The sequence below is a fragment of the Amycolatopsis balhimycina FH 1894 genome, from assembly GCF_000384295.1.
In the GTDB taxonomy this organism is placed as follows: domain Bacteria; phylum Actinomycetota; class Actinomycetes; order Mycobacteriales; family Pseudonocardiaceae; genus Amycolatopsis; species Amycolatopsis balhimycina.
The window spans coordinates 2,750,547-2,769,480 of record NZ_KB913037.1; the positions used below are offsets into that span (position 1 = coordinate 2,750,547).

The 18,934-nt window shown below is 69.9% G+C and carries 14 protein-coding genes; 12 read left to right on the top strand and 2 right to left on the bottom strand.

What is annotated here, in order from left to right; genetic code table 11:
• Nucleotides 1-133: 133 nt before the first annotated feature.
• The 5 genes from A3CE_RS0111655 (at nucleotide 134) to A3CE_RS0111675 (ending at nucleotide 6,897) form a co-directional block, all read left to right on the top strand.
• Nucleotides 134-2,731: a bifunctional FO biosynthesis protein CofGH gene (locus A3CE_RS0111655; RefSeq protein ID WP_020640264.1), complete on the top strand. Its 2,598-nt coding sequence runs from the start codon at nucleotides 134-136 to the stop codon at nucleotides 2,729-2,731.
• Nucleotides 2,732-2,818: 87 nt separating this feature from the next.
• Nucleotides 2,819-3,349 carry a DUF4232 domain-containing protein gene (locus tag A3CE_RS0111660; protein ID WP_026468384.1) on the top strand — a complete coding sequence of 177 codons (531 nt, stop codon included), beginning with the start codon at nucleotides 2,819-2,821 and terminating at the stop codon, nucleotides 3,347-3,349.
• A gap of 89 nt (nucleotides 3,350-3,438) precedes the next feature.
• Entirely contained in the window at nucleotides 3,439-4,293 is an 855-nt protein-coding gene (locus A3CE_RS0111665) for a HalD/BesD family halogenase (RefSeq protein ID WP_026468385.1), read from the top strand.
• Nucleotides 4,294-4,309: 16 nt separating this feature from the next.
• A complete protein-coding gene (locus A3CE_RS0111670; RefSeq protein ID WP_026468386.1) occupies nucleotides 4,310-5,131 on the top strand; it encodes a class I SAM-dependent methyltransferase in 822 nt (273 codons plus the stop codon).
• Nucleotides 5,128-6,897, top strand: a complete 1,770-nt coding sequence (locus A3CE_RS0111675; RefSeq protein WP_020640268.1) for a choline/carnitine O-acyltransferase — start codon at nucleotides 5,128-5,130, stop codon at nucleotides 6,895-6,897. The genes A3CE_RS0111670 and A3CE_RS0111675 overlap by 4 nt, the downstream gene beginning before the upstream one ends.
• On the opposite strand, the gene A3CE_RS0111680 is transcribed toward A3CE_RS0111675, so the two are convergent.
• Both A3CE_RS0111680 and A3CE_RS0111685 read right to left on the bottom strand, forming a co-directional pair.
• A complete protein-coding gene (locus A3CE_RS0111680) occupies nucleotides 6,886-7,806 on the bottom strand; it encodes an alpha/beta hydrolase fold domain-containing protein (protein WP_020640269.1) in 921 nt (306 codons plus the stop codon). The genes A3CE_RS0111675 and A3CE_RS0111680 overlap by 12 nt on opposite strands.
• Nucleotides 7,803-8,585: a class I SAM-dependent methyltransferase gene (locus A3CE_RS0111685; protein WP_020640270.1), complete on the bottom strand. Its 783-nt coding sequence runs from the start codon at nucleotides 8,583-8,585 to the stop codon at nucleotides 7,803-7,805. The genes A3CE_RS0111680 and A3CE_RS0111685 overlap by 4 nt, the downstream gene beginning before the upstream one ends.
• Nucleotides 8,586-8,757: 172 nt before the next feature.
• Between A3CE_RS0111685 and A3CE_RS0111690 the strand changes: the two genes are divergently transcribed.
• The 7 genes from A3CE_RS0111690 (at nucleotide 8,758) to A3CE_RS0111725 (ending at nucleotide 18,932) form a co-directional block, all read left to right on the top strand.
• Nucleotides 8,758-10,953 carry a discoidin domain-containing protein gene (locus A3CE_RS0111690; protein ID WP_026468387.1) on the top strand — a complete coding sequence of 732 codons (2,196 nt, stop codon included), beginning with the start codon at nucleotides 8,758-8,760 and terminating at the stop codon, nucleotides 10,951-10,953.
• A 99-nt stretch (nucleotides 10,954-11,052) separates the two neighbouring features.
• Nucleotides 11,053-11,727, top strand: coding sequence for a response regulator transcription factor (locus A3CE_RS0111695; RefSeq protein ID WP_020640272.1), 675 nt, complete (start codon nucleotides 11,053-11,055; stop codon nucleotides 11,725-11,727).
• Nucleotides 11,724-13,211: a sensor histidine kinase gene (locus A3CE_RS0111700; RefSeq protein ID WP_020640273.1), complete on the top strand. Its 1,488-nt coding sequence runs from the start codon at nucleotides 11,724-11,726 to the stop codon at nucleotides 13,209-13,211. The genes A3CE_RS0111695 and A3CE_RS0111700 overlap by 4 nt, the downstream gene beginning before the upstream one ends.
• Nucleotides 13,212-14,399: 1,188 nt before the next feature.
• Nucleotides 14,400-15,407 carry a LacI family DNA-binding transcriptional regulator gene (locus A3CE_RS0111710; protein WP_020640275.1) on the top strand — a complete coding sequence of 336 codons (1,008 nt, stop codon included), beginning with the start codon at nucleotides 14,400-14,402 and terminating at the stop codon, nucleotides 15,405-15,407.
• A gap of 336 nt (nucleotides 15,408-15,743) precedes the next feature.
• On the top strand, nucleotides 15,744-17,120 hold the full coding sequence (locus tag A3CE_RS0111715; protein WP_026468388.1) for an ABC transporter substrate-binding protein: 1,377 nt from the start codon (nucleotides 15,744-15,746) through the stop codon (nucleotides 17,118-17,120).
• On the top strand, nucleotides 17,098-18,066 hold the full coding sequence (locus A3CE_RS0111720; RefSeq protein WP_026468389.1) for a carbohydrate ABC transporter permease: 969 nt from the start codon (nucleotides 17,098-17,100) through the stop codon (nucleotides 18,064-18,066). The genes A3CE_RS0111715 and A3CE_RS0111720 overlap by 23 nt, the downstream gene beginning before the upstream one ends.
• Nucleotides 18,063-18,932 carry a carbohydrate ABC transporter permease gene (locus A3CE_RS0111725; protein WP_020640278.1) on the top strand — a complete coding sequence of 290 codons (870 nt, stop codon included), beginning with the start codon at nucleotides 18,063-18,065 and terminating at the stop codon, nucleotides 18,930-18,932. Before A3CE_RS0111720 ends, A3CE_RS0111725 begins: the two co-directional genes overlap by 4 nt.
• Nucleotides 18,933-18,934: the final 2 nt, after the last annotated feature.

Below are 18,934 nucleotides of genomic sequence, written 5' to 3' on the forward strand. Positions count from 1 at the left end.
ATACACGGCAAGGAGCTGATCGACAACCACCCGGACCCCCTGACCTGGGGCGACGATCGTCCGCATAACGCAGCCGAGAGAGGTGCGGAACACACATTGCTGGTCCCGCGAGGACGGTCCTAGCGTTGGCGGAATGGGATCCGAACCCGACGCCACCACCCCGACTGCCTCCGCGATGCGCCGCGCGCTCGCCCGGGCGCGTGACGGGAAGACACTCGACGTAGCCGAAGCGAGCGTCCTGCTGCACGCCCGCGGTGACGACCTCACCCAGCTGTCCGAGTACGCCTCGCGCATCCGCGACGCGGGCCTGGCCGAGGCCGGCCGCGCCGGCATCATCACCTACAGCCGCAAGGTGTTCATCCCGCTGACCCGGCTGTGCCGCGACCGCTGCGGCTACTGCACGTTCGTCACTGTGCCAGGGCGGCTCGAATCGCCGTTCCTGTCTCCCGACGAGGTCCTCGACATCGCCCGCAAGGGTGCCGAGATGGGCTGCAAGGAAGCCCTGTTCACGCTCGGCGACCGGCCCGAGGACCGCTGGAAGGCCGCCCGCGACTGGCTGGACGCGCACGGCTACGACGACACCCTCTCCTATGTCCGCGCGATGGCGATCCGCGTCCTCGAGGAGACCGGCCTGCTGCCGCACCTCAACCCCGGCGTGCTGACCTGGCAGGACTTCCAGCGGCTCAAGCCGGTCGCGCCGTCCATGGGCATGATGCTGGAGACCACGGCGACCCGGCTGTGGAGCGAGAAGGGCGGCCCGCACTACGGCTCGCCGGACAAGGAACCCGCCGTCCGGCTGCGGGTGCTCGAAGACGCCGGGCGCAGCAGTGTCCCGTTCACCACCGGTGTCCTGATCGGCATCGGCGAGACGTTCGAAGAGCGCGCGGACGCGCTGTTCGAGATCCGCAAGGTCGCCAAGACCTACGGCGGCATCCAGGAAGTCATCGTGCAGAACTTCCGGGCCAAGCCGGACACGAAGATGCGCGCGACCCCGGACGCCGACCTCGAAGAGCTCGCCGCGAACATCGCCGTCGCGCGGCTGGTGCTCGGACCGAAGATGCGCATCCAGGCGCCGCCGAACCTGATCGGCAACCAGTACGACCTGATGATCCGCGCCGGCATCGACGACTGGGGCGGCGTCTCGCCGCTGACTCCCGACCACGTCAACCCGGAGCGGGCGTGGCCGCAAATCGACGAGCTAGCCCGCCGCACCGAGAAGGCCGGCTTCGACCTCAAGGAACGGCTCACGATCTACCCCGAGTACGTCAAAGCCGGCGAGCCGTGGCTGGACCCGCGGATCACGCGGCACGTCGCCGCGCTCGTCGACTACGACACCGGGATGGCCCGCGAAGGCGCGATGCCGGTCGGCATCCCGTGGCAGGAGCCGGACGGCGGCTGGCAGCAGTCCGGGCGCACCGACCTGCACACCGAAATCGACACCAGCGGCCGCACCGAGGACCGCCGCAGCGACTTCGATTCGGTCTACGGGGACTGGAAGGAGATCGGCGACCGGATCAAGACCGGTCCGCAGAAGTTCGACTCGACCGTGCTGGAAGCCTTGCGCAGCGCGGAAAAGGATCCGGCCGGGCTGTCCGACGACGCCGCGCTCGCGCTGCTGTCGGCCGAAGGCAAGGAGCTGGACGCCTTCACCAAGCTCGCCGACGACCTGCGGCGCGAGACGGTCGGTGACGACGTCACCTTCGTCGTCACGCGGAACATCAACTTCACGAACGTCTGCTACACCGGTTGCCGTTTTTGCGCCTTCGCGCAGCGTCGCACCGACGCTGACGCGTACACGCTCTCGCTGGAGCAGGTCGGCGACCGCGTCGACGAGGCGTGGGCCGCGGGCGCGACCGAGATCTGCATGCAGGGCGGCATCCACCCGGACCTGCCGGGCACCGCGTACTTCGATCTCGCGGCCGAGGTCAAGCGCCGTCAGCCGGAGATCCACCTGCACTCCTACAGCCCGATGGAGGTCGTGAACGGCGCTTCGCGGACCAACCTGTCCCTGAAGGACTGGCTGATCAAGGCCAAGGAGGCCGGCGTCGACTCGCTGCCGGGCACGGCGGCGGAGATCCTCGACGACGACGTCCGCTGGGTGCTCACCAAGGGCAAGCTGCCGACGTCGGAGTGGATCAAGGTCGTCACGACCGCGCACGAGGTCGGGCTGCCGACGACGTCCACGATGATGTACGGCCACGTCGACACCCCGGCCCACTGGGTCGCGCACCTGAAGCTGCTCGCGCGGCTGCAGCGCGAAGGTCTGGAGAAGCACGGCCGACGCGGGTTCAGCGAGTTCGTGCTGCTGCCGTTCATCCACCAGAGCTCGCCGATCTACCTCGCCGGCCTCGCCCGCCCGGGCGCGACCCAGAACGAGAACCGCGCGGTGCACGCCCTGTCCCGGCTGCTGCTGCACGGGATGATCGACAACATCCAGAGCTCCTGGGTGAAGCTCGGCACCGAGGGCAGCCGCGCGGTGCTGCAGGGCGGCGTCAACGACATCGGCGGCACGCTGATGGAGGAGACGATCAGCCGGATGGCGGGCGCGTCGCACGGGTCGTACAAGACGATCAGCGACATGCGCGCGATGGTCGAGCCGCTGGGTCGCCCGCTGGTCCAGCGCACGACGGGCTACGGCAGGCCGCCGGCCGAGCGGCTCGCCGCGGCGGAGGCGTCGGACGGCGTCGCGACGGCGGTGCGCAAGCCGCTCCTGCCGTTGCTCACGCCCTGAGGTAGCGCACGGACGTCATGAACGACTCTTTCAGGTCGTCTGGTGACATGAAAGAGTCGTTCATGACGTCCGCTACCCTTCCGCTGCATGGGGGTTTTGCGCTTCGCGCCGTTTTTCGTCGTAGCACTTCTCGCGGGCTGTAGCACTCCGCCGCCACCGCCCGCTCCGACGCCGACGACCACGCCGAGCCCGACGTACGCTCCGCCGCCGTCGACCGGACTGTCGCTTTCGGTCGGCCAGGTCGAACTGGCCCTCGGCCACCGCGCCAGCGTCCTGACCCTGACCAACCGGGACACGACGCCGCGGAAGGTCACCGACTACCCCGACCTGAAGGTCCTCGCGGACGACGGCACCCCGATGGACGTCCAAGTCAAACACGGCACGTCCTACTTCGCCGGCGACTTCGGGCCGCAGAACCTCACCCTCCAGCCGGGCGAGAAAGCGCTGGCCGTGCTCTCGTGGTCGGCCACCGTGACGAGCGGTGGCAAGCAAACCGGCGCCGCCATTTCCGTGGTGCCCGCCCCGGGCGAGCCGGCGCAAAAACAGCCCATCGAGACCGATCTGGGCACCACGGCCACCGTCACGGTCAGCTCGTGGGCCACCAAAATCCGGATGTGACCACTTTGTGTCACCGCTCACAAACCGACGGTTGACCAGCGGGCTTCTGTGCTAACTCTGTTCCTTCACCGGCGGAAGGGACCTCGATGATGAGCACCTCCGTAGCGCCACTGGAGATGGTCGGCACCGACCGCTACCCCCTCACCGATCCGGACGGTCCCGCCTGGCGGGAGACGGTCGGCCGCACCCGCGCCGAGCTGGCCGAGGTCGGCTGCAGCGTCCTCGCCGACTTCATCCGCCCGGAACTGCACGAGGTGCTGCGGGCCGAATGCGCCGCGCTCGAACCGCACGCGTACACGAAGATCGAAAAGGTCAACGCCTACAACACCGCGATCGACGAGCCGCTGCCCGAAGACCACCCCGGCCGGACGATCATGGAACGCGGCAACGCCTTCGTCGCGCGCGACCGGATCCCGGCGTCGTCGATCATCAGCCGGCTCTACACCAGCCCGTTGTTCCAGCGGTTCGTCGCCGACTGCTTCGCGCTACCGGAGCTGCACGAGCTCGCCGACCCGCTGTCCGGGCTGACGCTCAACGTCATCGCGCCCGGCCGCGCGCACCCGTGGCACTTCGACACGAACACCCACACCGTCAGCATGCTGACGCAGGCCGCGGCCGACGGCGGGACGTTCGAGTACTGCCCCGGCATCAGGTCCGCCGCGGACGAGAACTTCGCCGCCGTGCGCTCGGTGCTGGCCGGCGACATCCGGCCGGTCCGGCGCCTGGACCTGCGGCCGGGGGACCTCCAGCTCTTCAAGGGCCGGTTCGCGTTGCACCGGGTCAGTACGGTGGAGGGTGTGATCGCGCGTCACTCCGCGATCTTCGCCTACAGCGAGCGCCCGGGGGTCATCGGCAGCGCGGAGCGGACCAGGCAGTTGTTCGGCCGGGTCCTGCCCGCCCACCTCACGGAGCGCACCGCCCGCGGCGACGAGCTGCTCGACTAGATCAGGAGCCTGGCCCGTGCCTTTGGACTCGACCGGCAAGATCTCGTTCGACCACATCTACACCGCGCCCGACCCTCGGCCGTTCTTCGGCACATTGCGCCGCGTGGACTACGGCATTCCCCAGCTGGCGAAGCCGTACTTCGCGAAGCTGATCTCCGAGCACCCCGCCGAGCGCCCGGCCGTGCTCGACATCGGCTGCTCGTACGGTGTCAACGCGGCCCTGCAGCGGTGCGGCGCGACGATGGACGACCTCTACGCCCACTACACCGACCCTGCCGTGCGTGCCCTGGACCACGCGGCGCTGGTCGAGGCCGACCGGAAGCGGACCCGCACCGGCGGCCCGAAATACTACGGCCTGGACAATTCGGGCCCGGCGCTCGAGTACGCGCTTTCCGCCGGGTTCCTCGACGAGGCGATCCACGCGGACCTCGAACTCGACGACCCGGACGTCGTCCAGCAGAAGCTCCTGGACGACGTCGACCTCGTCGTCTCGACCGGCTGCGTCGGGTACGTCACCGAGAAGACCCTCACCCGGGTCGCGCGCGGCGCGCGGCCGTGGATGGCGCACTTCGTGCTGCGGATGTTCTCCTACGAGCCGGTCGCGGCGAGCCTGGCCGAGCTGGGGTACGACACCGCGCAGGTGCCGGGTGCGTTCCGGCAGCGGCGGTTCGCGTCCGAAGAGGAGCAGACGCAGATCCTCGACACCCTGGACGCCGCCGGGGTGGACCCCACCGGTCTGGAGGCCGACGGGTGGCTCTACGCGCAGCTGTATGTTTCCCGTCCTGAAGGCGCGGCCACCCTCGCCACCGCGCTTGAGAATTCCGAGCAAGAAGGATGACCGTGAGCAGTCCGGAATGGTCCACCCGAACCTTCGGCAACGAAGACCGGCTTCCCCGCGTCCCGCTTCCGACGCTGGACGACAGCTGCCGCCGCCTCCTCGAATGGTGCGCCCCGCTGCTGACACCGGACGAGCTGGCGGAAACCGAAGCGGCCGTCGCGGAGTTCCTGGCGCCGGCCAGCCCTGCGCACGGGCTGCAGGCGGCGCTCGAGGAGTACGACCGCTCGCCCGGTGTGCGGAGCTGGCTCGACACGTTCTGGCCGTACCGCTACCTCGGCCGCCGCGACCGGATCGCGCTCAACGCCAACTTCTTCTTCCTGTTCCGCGAATCCTCGCTGGGGCAGGTGGAACGCGCGGCCGAGCTGGCCGCGTCCGCCGTGGACTACAAGCTCCGGCTCGACGACGAACTGGTGCCGCCGGTCCTGCTGCGCGGCACGCCGCAGTCGATGGTGCAGCACAAGTACCTTTTCTCGGCGACGCGGATCCCCGGTGAGGTCCTGGACAGCGTGCGCACGCCGTACCGCGAGGGCTGGGAAGGGCCGTCCCGGGAACGGCACATTGTCGTCTTCCACCAGAACACGCCGTTCCGCATGGACGTCATCGCCGAGGACGGGCGGCCGTACTCGCCCGCGCAGATCGCCGACGGCCTGCACGCGATCCTCAAGACCGGCCGCTTCACCGACGAGCCGGACGTCGCGGCCGGCCATTTCACGACGAAAGCCCGCGCGGAGTGGGCGGCTTCGCGGGCGGCGTTGCTCGAAGCCGGCAACGGCGACTCGCTCGAGACGATCGAAACCGCGTTGTTCTGCCTGTGCCTGGACGACTTCACGCCGTCGAACGCCCTGGAAGCCGGGGATCGGCTGCTGTACGGCGACAACCGCTGGTACGACAAGGCCGTGTCGCTGATCGTGTTCGAAGACGGCACCGCGGGGATCAACGTCGAGCACTGCGAACTCGACGGCACCACGATCCTCGGCTTCACCGACGCGCTCTTGAGCGGCTCTCGACTGCCACGGGAGACCGCCGACGGCGTGCCGGGCTTCGAGTCGATCGAGTTCACGCTGACCGGCACTCTCCGCGAAGACGCTCGCGCCGCCGGAGCCGCCTACAAGGCGTACGCGGACGCCACAGCGACGCAGACGGTGTCGTTCGACTTCGGCGCCAACCGGGCGAAGGAGCTGGGCATGTCCCCGGACGCCTTCGCGCAGATGGCGTACCAGCTGGCCCACCGCCGCGCGAAGGGCCTGACCGGCGCGACGTACGAGTCGATCGCCACCCGGCAGTTCCAGAACGGCCGGACCGAGGCCATGCGGGTCGTCACGCCCGAGGTCGTGCGCTTCGCCGACATCATGACCGACGAGAACGCTTCTCCCGACGAGAAGCGCGAAGCGTTCCGTGCCGCCGCGGCGAAGCACGTCGCCCGTGCGAAGGAGTGCCAGGCCGGTGACGCGCCGGAGCAGCACCTGTGGGAGCTGCAGCTGATCGGGAAACGCCGCGGCGACACCGAAACGCCGGCCCTGTACACCTCGCCGGGCTGGCTGAAGATGCGCGACGACTACTTGAGCACCAGCTCGGCACCGTCGGTCAACATCCAGTACTTCGGGTTCGGCTCGACCAGCCCGCAGTGCATCGGCATCGCCTACGTGCTGCTGCCGGACCGCTGGAACATCTACCTGAGCACGCCGAAGCACGTCTCGGCGGAGATGTACCGCTTCGCCGACGAACTCGCCCGCGCGGTACGCGAACTGCAGGACCTACTGGCTTAGCAGGCGCCGCAGCCAGGCCAGCCGGGCGGCACGGGCCGCCCGGCTGATCGCCGCGCCGGGCACCAGAGCGTCGAACCCGTGGAACCCGCCCGGCCACACGTGCAGCTCGGCTTCGCCGCCCGCCTGCCAGATCCGGCTCGCGTAGGCGACGACCTCGTCGCGGAACGTCTCGGCCGTGCCGACGTCCAGGAAGGCGGGCGGCAGGCCTGAAAGGTCTTCGGCGCGAGCCGGAGCCGCATAGGCGGGGACGTCGCAGCGGTCGCCGAGGTATGCCGTCCAGCCGACGTTGTTCGCCGTGCGGTCCCACAGGCCCCGGCCGTCGAGGTCGACGGCGGACGCCGAGTCGTTGCGGTCGTCGAGCATCGGGCAGATCAGCAGCTGGCCGGCGAGGTCGGGGCCGCCGCGGTCGCGCGCCAGCAGCGTCGTCGCCGCGGCGAGCCCACCGCCCGCGCTGGCCCCGCCGATCACCGGACGGCGGCCCAGGTGCTCGGCTGTCCACAGGAGACCGGCGTAGCAGTCCTCGACCGCCGCCGGGTACGGGTGTTCCGGAGCGAGCCGGTACCCCGGCGAGACAACGGTGAGGTTCAGATCCCCGGCCCACTCCAGCAGGACGGGCACGTCCGCGCCGCGGTGGCTGCCGACGATCATGCCGCCGCCGTGCACGTGGTAGAGGACGCCGGCCGAGGCCCGGCCCTTCGGTGTGACGACCAGCAGCGGCACGTCACCGGCGCGTTCCTCGCGGAAGGCGAATCCGGAGTGCGCCGCGGCCAGCTCACCGACGGTCCGCTCGTCCGCGGCGACCAGTGCGCGGCGCGCGGGGATGTCGGCAAGCGTCGTCAGCGGCGGACGTCCGGCGCGCAGCTCGTCGACGACCGCCGCCAGCTCGGGGTCGAACGGCGGCGGAGTCACGCCGTCGGATCGGAAACGACGAGGACCAGCGAACCGTCGAACGTCGCCTGCTCCCGCAGGCCGCCGTAGCGGCGGTCCCACGTGCCGTCGTCCAGGTCGTGCTGCAGTTCGGCGGCGAAGCGGTGGTGCACGCGGTCGTCGACGAAGCTCCACGCCGAACACGACAGCCGCGCGCCCGGGTCCAGCAGGCGTTCGGGACGCGCGTAGTACGCCTCGTTGAACCCGTCGGTGCAGTCGATCGGGATCGGCACGCCGACGACGGACGTGTGGCCGCCGAGCCCGTCGGCGATGTCGTCGATCGACGGATAGCGCCCGGCCTCGGTCTCGATCACCTCGGGCGCGTAGTCGAGCAGCCAGAACCGGCGCAGCCGCTCCGGGTCGCAGGTCAGGATCGCGATCGGGCCGCGCGTGACGCGGCGCATCTCCCGCAGCCCCGTCCACAGGTCGTTCCACTGGTGGACGCTGAACGTGCTCATCGCGCCTTCGAAGGCCCGGTCGGGGAACGGCAGTTTTTCGGCGACGGCGTCGACCGCCGGCGGCAGGCCCGCCGGCCGCTGCGCGCGCATCGACGCGGAGGGCTCGACCGCGGTCACCTCGCGGTCGCCCGGCTCGTACGCACCGGCGCCCGCGCCGACGTTGAGGACGGTTCGCGCGTCGCCCAGCGCGTCGAGGAGGTACTGGCCGATCCGCGGATCCGGCTTGCGGTAGTCGGTGTACACCCCGCCGATCGCGCCGTAGTCCGCGTCCCCTGCGCTGCCGTCGGCCCGTCGCTGGCTCATGGCGACAACGTAGCAAGCCGGGCCGGGCGTCGGACGAACCGCGCGCCCGTCAGATTCTGTCGCAAATTTGCGTAAGTCAGTCAAACTATTGCGGATTCTTGTTCGACATTCGTATGATCCCGATCACGTCGACGTCCTGCACCTCCCGATCCCCGCGAGAAAGGTGACGACGATGTCCCCTACTCCCCGGCGCCGCGCCGTAGTGCTGGCCGCGGCGCTCGCCGCGTCCGGGCTGACTGTGATCACCGGCGCGACGACGCCCGCCGCGGCGGCGACCTGCCCGGCAACGGCGTCCGGTGGCGCGAATGTGCCGTTCCGGACGGTCGAAGCCGAGTGTTCGGCGACGAACGGCTCGGCCGTCGGCCCCGGCTACACCCAGGCGAGCCTGGCTTCGGAAGCCTCCGGGCGGCAGGCGGTCCGGATCGGGACCGGCCAGTACGTCGAGTTCACGCTGCCCGCGGCGGCGAACGCGATCAACGTCCACTACAGCGTCCCGGACGGTTCCTCGGGCCGGCTTTCGGTGTACGTCAACGGCACCAAGCTGAGCGGCGGGCTCTCGGTGACGTCGCGGTATTCCTATGTGGACACCAGTTGGATCCCGGGCGCGAAGACCCACCACTTCTTCGACGACGCGAGGTTGCCGCTGGGGCAGAACCTCGCGCCTGGGGCGAAGGTGCGCGTGCAGGCCGACTCGGGTGACATCGGCCAGGCGACCCTCGACCTCGCCGACTTCGAGCAGGTCGGCGGCGCGGGCACGAAACCGGCGAACGCGCTCTCGGTCACCGACTACGGCGCCACCGCGGACGACGGCTCCGACGACTCGCAGGCGTTCCGCACCGCGCTGGCGGCCGCGCGTTCGCAAGGGCGCGAGGTCTGGGTGCCGTCCGGGCGCTTCGAGATCGGCTCGGCCCTGCAGATCGACCAGACGACTGTGCGCGGCGCCGGCCCGTGGTACACCGTGCTGCACGGCAACAACATCTTCAACAACGGCAGCGCGTCCGGGAACATCAGGCTCTACGACTTCGCCGTCTTCGGCGACGTCACCGAGCGGAACGACGGCAGCCCCGACAACGCGTTCCACGGCGTCCTCGGGAACGGCTCGGTCGTATCCGGCCTGTGGATCCAGGACACCAAATGCGGCCTGTGGCTGATGAACGGCGCGTCGTCGAACGTCACCATCGAGAACAACCGCATCCTCGACACCCAGGCCGACGGCGTGAACTTCGACGGCGCGGTCACGAACTCGACGCTGCGCAACAACTACCTGCGCAACGACGGCGACGACGGGCTCGCGCTGTGGTCCAACGGCCAGGCCGACTCGGGCAACACCATCGCGAACAACACGGTCGTCCAGCCGAACCTGGCCAACGGCATCGCGCTGTACGGCGGCTCGAACAACACCGTGCGCGGCAACCTGGTGCAGGACACCAACGCCCTCGGCGGCGGTTACGTCGTCGGGAACCGCTTCAACTCGGTTCCGCTGGGCGGCACGATCACGCTGTCGGACAACACGGCACTGCGGGCCGGGGCGCTCGACCCGAACTGGCAGTTCGGCGTCGGCGCGCTGTGGTTCGACGCGCGCGACCAGGCGATCACCGGCGTGACGATCCGCGTCACCGGGTTCACCGCGATCCAGAGCCCGTACGAGGCGATCCAGTTCATCGACGGCAACGGCGCCGGCAAGCCGATCCAGGGCATCACCATCGACGGCGTCTCGGTCCAGGGCGCCGGCACGTTCGTCGCGCAGGCACAGACGCAGGGGTCGGTGTCGATCAGCAACCTGACGGCGTCCGGCGTCGGCGTCACCGGGACGTACAACTGCCCCTACCCGGCGTCGATCCCGCGCATGACGTTCAGCGGGTCCGGCAACAGCGGCTGGACCGGCACCTGGGACGACTGCTCGACCTGGCCCCCGCCGAACTCCGGCCCGCCGCAGCCGCCGCTGCCGGGCACCAACCTCGCACGGGGCAAGGCGATCAGCGCGTCCGGTTCGCAGGGTGGTTTCCCGCCGTCGAACGCGGTCGACGGCGACGCGAACTCCTACTGGGAGAGCGCGAACAACGCCTTCCCGCAGACGCTGACCGTGGACCTCGGCACGGCTTCGTCGATCAACAAGGTGACGCTGCGTCTGCCGCCGTCGCCGGCCTGGGGCACACGCACCCAGACGGTGACGATCTCCGGCAGCACGGACGGCGCCTCGTACACGACGCTGGTGGGTTCGCGCGGCTACACGTTCGACCCCGCTTCCGGCAACACGGCGTCGGTGTCGTTCACGGCGACGTCGCAGCGTTTCGTGCGGTTGTCGTTCAGCGGCAACACCGGCTGGCCCGCCGGCCAGGCGGCCGAGGTCGAGGTGGCGGCCGCCTAGTGTGACGAAACGGCACGGCGGCTCGGCGGTTCCGCACGACGACCGCCGGGCCGCCGGGCCTGCACTAGTCTCGCCGGGAGATCATCCCGGGGAGGACCAGTGCCGCGTCTGCTGCTCGTCGAGGACGACGAAGCACTGGCCGAAGCCCTTTCGCTGGCGTTGCGCGCGCTCGGCCACGACGTCGTCCACGCCCCCACCGGCGAGCACGCGCTGACCGAGCTGGCCGACGCCGAGTTCGTCCTCCTCGACGTCATGCTGCCCGGCATCGACGGCTTCGAGGTCTGCCGCCGCATCCGCGCCCGCAGCCGGCTGCCGATCGTGCTGCTGACCGCGCGCGGCGACCCGATCGACGTCGTCGCCGGGCTCGAATGCGGCGCCGACGACTACGTCGTCAAGCCGGCGGAACCCCGCGTGCTCGACGCGCGGATCAAGGCGATCGGCCGCCGCGCGCACCCTGCCGTGCCGGAAGCCGGCCTGCTGCGCGTGGGCGAGCTGGAGATCGACGCCGCCGCGATGAGCGTCACCCGCGGCGGAGAGGAGCTCGCCCTGACCGCCACGGAGATCCGGCTGCTCGTCGAGTTCGCGGAGCACCCGAACCAGGTGCTGAGCCGGCAGGTGCTGCTCAAGCGGGTCTGGGACTACGGCTACGTCGGCGACTCGCGGATCGTCGACGCGGCAGTCGCGCGGCTGCGGGCCAAGGTCGAGGACGACCCGGCGAACCCGGTGCTGCTGCGGACGGTTCGCGGCCTCGGCTACCACCTGGTGACGAAGTGAGGCTCCCGGCCGTCAGCCTGCGGACGCGGATCGTCGCGGCGATCGTCGGGGTGACCACGACGGCGACGGCGGTCATGGCCTATTTCGCGTACCAGGTGCAGTCCGATGACGTGGTGTGGGCGTTCACCATCGCCGCCGAGTCCCGGATGATCACCGACACCATCGACATGCAGAAGGAGGTCGACCGGGTCCGGCCCGAGGAGCGGGCCAACGCGATCCTGCACGAGCTCAGGTTGCAGCCCGCCGGCTGGCTGCTCGTGACCAAACCACCCGGCAAGCCGTTCACCACGATCGCCCGCGCGCCCCTGGAACTCGACGGGCACCAGGTCGTCGCCCTCGGGCCACCACGGATGCTCTCCACGGAAATCCCGGAGGAGCTGCTGAGGCCGGTCGAAGCAGAGGTGCTTTCCCGCCCCTTCGGCACGATCTCGATGAGCACCGCGCACACCACGGATCCGGAGACCGGCCGCCCGGTGCTGGTCGTGAGCCGCGATTTCGGCGGCACCGATTACTTCCTCGTCGAGCTCTTCGACCTCGGCGTGCTCGAAACCGACCTCGGCGCGCTGCGCCGGAACCTGGCGTTGATCGCGCTCGGGGTGAGCGTGCTCGGCGTCGGCGTCGCGCTCGTGATCGGACGCCGGATCCGCCGTCCGATCAAGGCGTTGTCCGTGGCCGCCGACGAGCTGGGTGCGGGCGCGCTCGACACGCGAGTGCCGGTCAAGGGCCGGGACGAGGTCGCCGCACTCGCCGAGTCGTTCAACACGATGGCCGCGCGGCTCGGCTCGTCGATCGACGAGCTGCACGCGAAGGACCGCCAGCAGCGGCGGTTCGTCGCCGACGTCGCCCACGACCTGCGCACCCCGCTCGCCTCGATGATCGCCACCGTCGACAGCCTCGACCACGCCGAGCCGGCCACCCGCACCCGCGCCGCCGAGATCCTCGGCACCCAGGTGCGGCGGCTGGCGAAGCTCGTCGAGGACCTCCTCGAGATCGCCCGGTTCGACGCCGGGAAGGCCGACCTGCGGGTGGCGCCCGTCGACCTCGCCGACCTGGTCGCCGACGCCGCCGAAGTCACCGGCATGGAGGCTGCCGTGAGGGCGAGCGGGGACGTCACGGTCATCGCCGATCCGCGGCGAGTGCACGTCGTGGTGGCAAACCTGCTGAGCAACGCCGTCCAGCACGGCGCCGCGCCGGTCACGGTCACGCTCGACGGCACCGGCACCGGCACCGGCGCCGACACCGGCGACGTCGTCGTCCGCGTCGCCGACGCCGGCCCCGGGGTGCCGGAGGACCTGCTGCCGATCCTGTTCGACCGGTTCACCCGCGGCGACCACGCGCGTCAGGCGACCGGGGGCAGCGGGCTCGGGCTGGCGATCGCCCGGGAGAACGTACTCGCGCACGGCGGATCGCTTGCGGCGCACAACGACGGCGGCGCGGTGTTCACCGTGCGGCTCCCGCGGTCCTCCGGCGTCGAGAACGCCTGATCGGCGAAGGCGGTGAGCTGCCGCCAGCTCAGGTCGCGCGGGTGCTGCGCGTCGAAGTACTGCAGCGGCAGGTGCGCGAGCAGCACCGCGGCACCGATCAGCGGCCACGGCCGGAAGTCCCGCACCGGACCGAGCCACAGCAGCAGCGCGAAGTTCGTGACCAGCAGGAACCCCCAGCGCGCCCAGTCCCAGCCACCGAAGGCGAGCAACGCCGGCGCCGCGACGGCCGCCACGCTGAGCACGTCCGGCCGCTGGGTCAGGAAGCCGGCCACCACCACGACGACGATCGGCGCCAGCAGCACCAGGACCTCGGTGACGGAGTACAGCTGCCAGCTTTCGCTCTGGGTGCGCTCGAACAGCGCCAGCGCGTCGGCTCGCGGGGTGAACCCGGCGCCGGCCATCGCGGTCCACAGCCGGTCGGCCGCACCGGCGCTCGACGCCGGCATCGCGAGCACGGCGAGTTCCGCCGCCACCGGTGCCGCGAGCAGCACCGCCACGCGTTGCCAGGGAAACCGCCTCGCCAGCACAGCCGCGAACACGGGGAGGACGGTCACCGCCGCGATCTCGTGCACGAGCACCGCGGCGGTCATCAAGCAGGCCGCCACCGCGGGCCGGCGCGGCAGTTGCCACAAAGCGGCGAACAGCAGCAGGTACAGCACCTGTTCGAAGTAGCCGACGTCGTGGAAGAAGAACCCGCCGGTCGGCAGCAGCAGCCAGCCGACGATCAGGAACCGGTGGCCGGGGTACCGGGCGTGGAAGAACGCGAAGACCAGCACCGCCAGCAGGGCGCCGAGGACGGCGAGCGCCGCAACCGCGAAAACCCAGTACGCGTAGCCGGTGGCGACGGCGAGCGGATGCAGCAGGGTCCCGACGAGGAACCGGCGGTGGAAACCGTCGGTCACCGAGACGGCTTCGAGCGTCGCGACCCAGTCGCCCGGCATCCGGAACCCGCGGTACGCGGCGAGCAGCAGAGCGAGTGCGGCGAGCGCCGTGAGGCCACGGGAGCTCGTGTCCCGTTTCGCGGCGTGGTCGAGTGTGCTGGTCATCGTCCCCCTCGGATCGTGGTCCCGAGGGCCAAGCTAGGAACGGGATGTGCGCGTCACGCGACCGTTGATCAACAGATCGGCGCCGGTTCGGCACGCCACGCATCGTCCTGCTTTTTCGCCTGCTTGCTGTAAAGTTTCACCCATGACGCGTCGCCTTGCCGAAGTCGCCCGCCAGGTCGGGGTCAGCGAAGCCACGGTCAGCCGCGTGCTCAACGGCCGGTCCGGGGTGTCCGCCGGCACCCGGGCGGCCGTGCTCACCGCGCTGGACGTGATGGGTTACGAACGACCCACCCAGCTGCGCGGCGACCGGGCCCGGCTGGTCGGGCTGGTGCTGCCGGAGCTGCAGAACCCGATCTTCCCCGCCCTGGCCGAGATCATGGGCAACGCGCTCGCCCAGCAGGGCTTCACGCCGGTGCTTTGCACGCGGACCGCGGGCGGGGTGTCCGAAGCGGAGTACGTCGAGCTGCTCCTGCAGCAGCAGGTCTCGGGCGTGGTGTTCGCCGGCGGGCTGTACGCGCAGGCCGACGCGCTCCACTCGCACTACCACCACCTCGTGGAGCGGCGGCTGCCGACGGTGCTGATCAACGCCGCGGTCGACCACCTCGGGCTGCCCCAGGTCTCGTGCGACGACGCGGTCGCCGTCGAGCAGGTCGTCGGGCACCTGAGCTCGCTCGGACACGAGAAGATCGGCCTGGTGCTCGGCCCGTCCGACCACGTGCCGTCCCGGCGCAAGCTCGAAGCATTCCAGGCGTACGCGGCGAAGCTGGGGCTGCCGGTGCTGGACGAGCTGGTCGAGCACGGGATGTTCTCGATCGAAGGCGGCCACGCGGCGGCGGCCCGGCTGTACCCTCGCGGTGCGACGGCGGTGCTGTGCGCAAGTGACCTGCTGGCCCTGGGCGCGATCCGCGCAGCGCGACGACAGGGCCTGTCGGTCCCCGAGGACATCTCGGTGGTCGGCTACGACGACTCGGCCCTGATGAACTGCACCGACCCGCCCCTGACGACGACCCGCCAGCCCATCGAGGCGATGGGCCGCGCGGTGGTGGAACTGCTGGTCAAGCGGATCAACGGCGGCGAGGTGGCAGCCGAGGAGCTGCTCTTCGCACCGGAGCTGGTGGTCCGCGGCTCCACGGCACGGCGCACGGCTTAGCCCTCAATCCCCGGGGCGCGACGGTTCCGGCCGTCGCGCCCTTTCGCATGCCCACCCCAGCGTCACAGCACCCCGCCGGAAAGCGACGCGCCGCCCAGAAAGCAGCCCCCGCCCTCTCCGGGGGACCGGCCCCGCATCCAGCATATCGGGCCTGCCCGACGAAAGTCGGAAACGGCCGTGCAGGAGCTGAGTTGTCCACATCTAGGCCGCCCTGTGGACAACTCCACATGTTCGTAACTTGCATACTCTCGTCGGCTTATTGCGTCGTTACGGTCTCACACTTTAGAGTGACCGCAATCACGTGACAGCCGTCGCGACCCTGAGAAGAGGCTTGAGATGAGCAGTCCCTGGTCCCGGACCGTCTCCCGCCGGACGTTGTGCCTGCTCGCCGCGGGCGGCCTCGCCCTGGCGGTGGCCGCCTGCGGCGACGGTGACAACACCGCGCAGACCGGCGGCAAGGTGAAGATCACGGTCACCGGCCAGCCGCCGACCAGCCAGCCGTTCGAGCGCAGCGTGTTCGACGCCGATGTCCAGGAGTTCGAGGCGGCACACCCGAACATCGACATCGATCCGCACGAAGGGTTCATGGACCCCAAGACGTTCTCCGCCAAGCTCGCCGGCGGCCAGCTCGAAGACGTCTACTACGTCTACTTCACCGACCCCGCGCAGATCATCGCGCGGCACCAGGCCGCCGATATCACCGAAGCCGTGAAGGGCGTCCCGCACGTCGGCGACCTCAAGCCGGAGCTGCTCGACAACTTCCGCGACGCCAACGGCAAGCTCTACGGCCTGCCGACGATGAACTACACGATGGGCCTGCTCTACAGCCGCCCGTTGTTCCAGAGGGCCGGGCTCGACCCGAACAAGCCACCGCAGACCTGGGACGAAGTCCGCGAAGCCGCGAAGAAGATCTCCGCACTGGGCAACGGCATCGTCGGGTATGCCGACTACAGCAAGAACAACCAGGGCGGCTGGCACCTGACCGGCTGGCTCTACTCGACGGGCGGCGACATCGCCCGCAAGGACGGCGACAAGTGGGTCGCCGACTTCGACAACGAAAAAGGCAAGAAGGCCCTGCAGTACCTGCACGACATGCGCTGGACCGACAACTCCATGGGCGCCAAGCAGCTGCTCGAAGCCCAGGACGTCCAGCGGATGATGGGCGCCGGCCAGCTCGGCATGTACATGGCCGCCCCGGACAACGTGCCGGTGCTGGTCAAGCAGTTCAACGGCAAGTACGAGGACTACGGCATCGCGGGCATGCCCGGCGGCCAGGGCACCCTGCTCGGCGGCGAGGGCTACATGATGAACCCGAAGGCGTCGCCGGAGAAGATCAAGGCCGGCCTCGAGTGGATCCAGTGGAAGTACCTCAACCCGGACCGCTTCGAAAAGCACATCCGGCAATACGTCGACGGCAAGCAGCCCGTCGGCCTGCCCGCCGAACCGACCCCGGACATCTGGCAGGGCGCGGTGCGCGACCAGCAGCTGGCGCTGAAAGCCAAGTACGCCAACGTCCTGGCACAGAACTTCCAGTCCTACGTGGACACGACCAGCCACATCAAGGGCAGCATCGAGCCGCCGAACGCCCAGCAGATCTACGCCGCGCTCGACAGCGTGATGCAGGCCGTGCTCACCGACCAGAACGCGAACATCGACCAGCAGCTTTCGTCGGCCGCGTCGAAGGTCAACAGTGTCCTCGCCCAGGTCAAGTAGCCTGCTCGCCTGGCCCGCGGCGAAACCGTCGCGGGCCGGGCGCCCGGTCGCAACGCAGGTAAACCGGACCAGACTCCGTCGCAAGCTCAAGGAGAACCTCACGGCGTACGGCCTGCTCTGCGCCGCGCTCGTGGTGTTCGCACTGTTCTCCTGGTACCCGATCGTGCGTGGCGTGCTGCTGAGCTTCCAGCAGGTCGACTTCGTCAACGCGCCGGCATGGGTCGGCTTCGACAACTTCGCGAAGCTGTTCGAAGACCCGCTGTTCGGTGTCGCCTGGCGCAACACGCTGCTGTTCACCGGCCTCGCGCTGGTTTTCGGGTTCGCCGTCCCGTTCCTCACCGCGGTGCTGCTGAACGAGCTGCGTCACACGAAGGCGTTCTTCCGGCTCGCCGTCTACCTGCCGGTGATGTTGCCACCGGTCGTCACGGCGCTGATGTGGAAGTGGTTCTACGACCCGGGTCCCGGCCTGTTCAACTCGGCACTGGGCGCGGCCGGCCTGCCCGGCGGCCAGTGGCTCGACTCGAGCGGCACGGCGATGCTCTCACTGGTGTTCGTCTCGACGTGGGCCAACATGGGCAGCACCACCCTGATCTACCTGGCCGCGCTCGGCACGATCCCCGGCGAGCTGTACGAGGCCGCGGAGCTGGACGGCGCCGGGTTGTGGAAGCGGCTGCGGCACGTGACGTTCCCGCAGACCCGGTTCGTCCTGCTGGTGCTGCTCCTGCTGCAGATCGTCGCGACCATGCAGGTGTTCACCGAGCCGTACGTGATGACCGGCGGTGGCCCGGACGATTCGACGGTCACCGTGCTCCTGCTGCTGTACCGCTACGCCTTCGTCTACAACGACTTCGGCGCGGCGAGCGCGATGAGCCTGCTGCTGTTCGTGACGCTCGGCGTGTTCTCGGCGTGGTACGTCCGGCTGACGCGGAAGGCGGACCAGTCATGAGAACCCTCGTCTCCCCCGGCGCGCTGCGCAGCCCGCGCGGCAAGCTCGTTTACGGCGTGGTCTTCGCCTGCACGCTCGCGGTGTTCATCCTGGCCTTCATGTTCCCGCTGTACTGGGTCGTCACCGGCGCGATGAAGTCACCGCAGGAGCTGGCGCAGACGCCGGCGACGCTCGTCCCGCACGAGTGGCACCCCGAAACGTTCGCCGACGCGTGGGACCAGCTGAGCCTGGGCAAGTACTTCCTCAACACGCTCGTCGTCGCCGGCGGCGCGTGGCTGGCGCAGCTGGCCATCGACGTCCCGGCCGCGTTCGCGCTGTCGAAGCTGCGGCCGAAATTCGGCAACGTCGTGCTCGGGCTGATGCTGGCCACGCTGATGCTCCCCGCGACGGCGCTGCTGGTCCCGACGTACGTGACGGTGACCGACCTGCCGCTGCTGCACCTCAACCTGATCAACTCGCCAACCGCGGTGTGGCTGCCGGCGGCTGCGAACGCGTTCAACATCTACCTGCTGAAGCGGTTCTTCGACCAGATCCCGCACGAGCTCATCGAAGCGGCGCGCATCGACGGCGCCGGGCCGGTGCGCACACTCTGGCGGATCATCCTCCCGATCTCGCGGCCGATCCTGGCCGTCGTGTCGATCCTCGCGGTGGTCACCGCGTGGAAGGACTTCATCTGGCCGCTGCTGGTGTTCCCGGACACGGAAAAGCAGACCCTCTCGGTGATGCTGCAACGAGTGGCGATCGACATGCCGCTCAACGTGCTCGTCGCCGGGATGGTGCTGGCCAGCCTGCCGATGGTGGCGCTGTTCCTTGCCTTCCAGCGGCAGATCCTCGCCGGGCTGACCGCCGGCAGCGTCAAGGGCTGAGG

Coding starts and splice junctions, on each gene's coding strand:
- A3CE_RS0111655 (WP_020640264.1), top strand. CDS start 134: ATGGGATCCGAACCCGACGCCACCACCCCGACTGCCTCCGCGATGCGC.
- A3CE_RS0111660 (WP_026468384.1), top strand. CDS start 2,819: ATGGGGGTTTTGCGCTTCGCGCCGTTTTTCGTCGTAGCACTTCTCGCG.
- A3CE_RS0111665 (WP_026468385.1), top strand. CDS start 3,439: ATGAGCACCTCCGTAGCGCCACTGGAGATGGTCGGCACCGACCGCTAC.
- A3CE_RS0111675 (WP_020640268.1), top strand. CDS start 5,128: ATGACCGTGAGCAGTCCGGAATGGTCCACCCGAACCTTCGGCAACGAA.
- A3CE_RS0111685 (WP_020640270.1), bottom strand. CDS start 8,585: ATGAGCCAGCGACGGGCCGACGGCAGCGCAGGGGACGCGGACTACGGC.
- A3CE_RS0111690 (WP_026468387.1), top strand. CDS start 8,758: ATGTCCCCTACTCCCCGGCGCCGCGCCGTAGTGCTGGCCGCGGCGCTC.
- A3CE_RS0111710 (WP_020640275.1), top strand. CDS start 14,400: ATGACGCGTCGCCTTGCCGAAGTCGCCCGCCAGGTCGGGGTCAGCGAA.
- A3CE_RS0111715 (WP_026468388.1), top strand. CDS start 15,744: ATGAGCAGTCCCTGGTCCCGGACCGTCTCCCGCCGGACGTTGTGCCTG.
- A3CE_RS0111725 (WP_020640278.1), top strand. CDS start 18,063: ATGAGAACCCTCGTCTCCCCCGGCGCGCTGCGCAGCCCGCGCGGCAAG.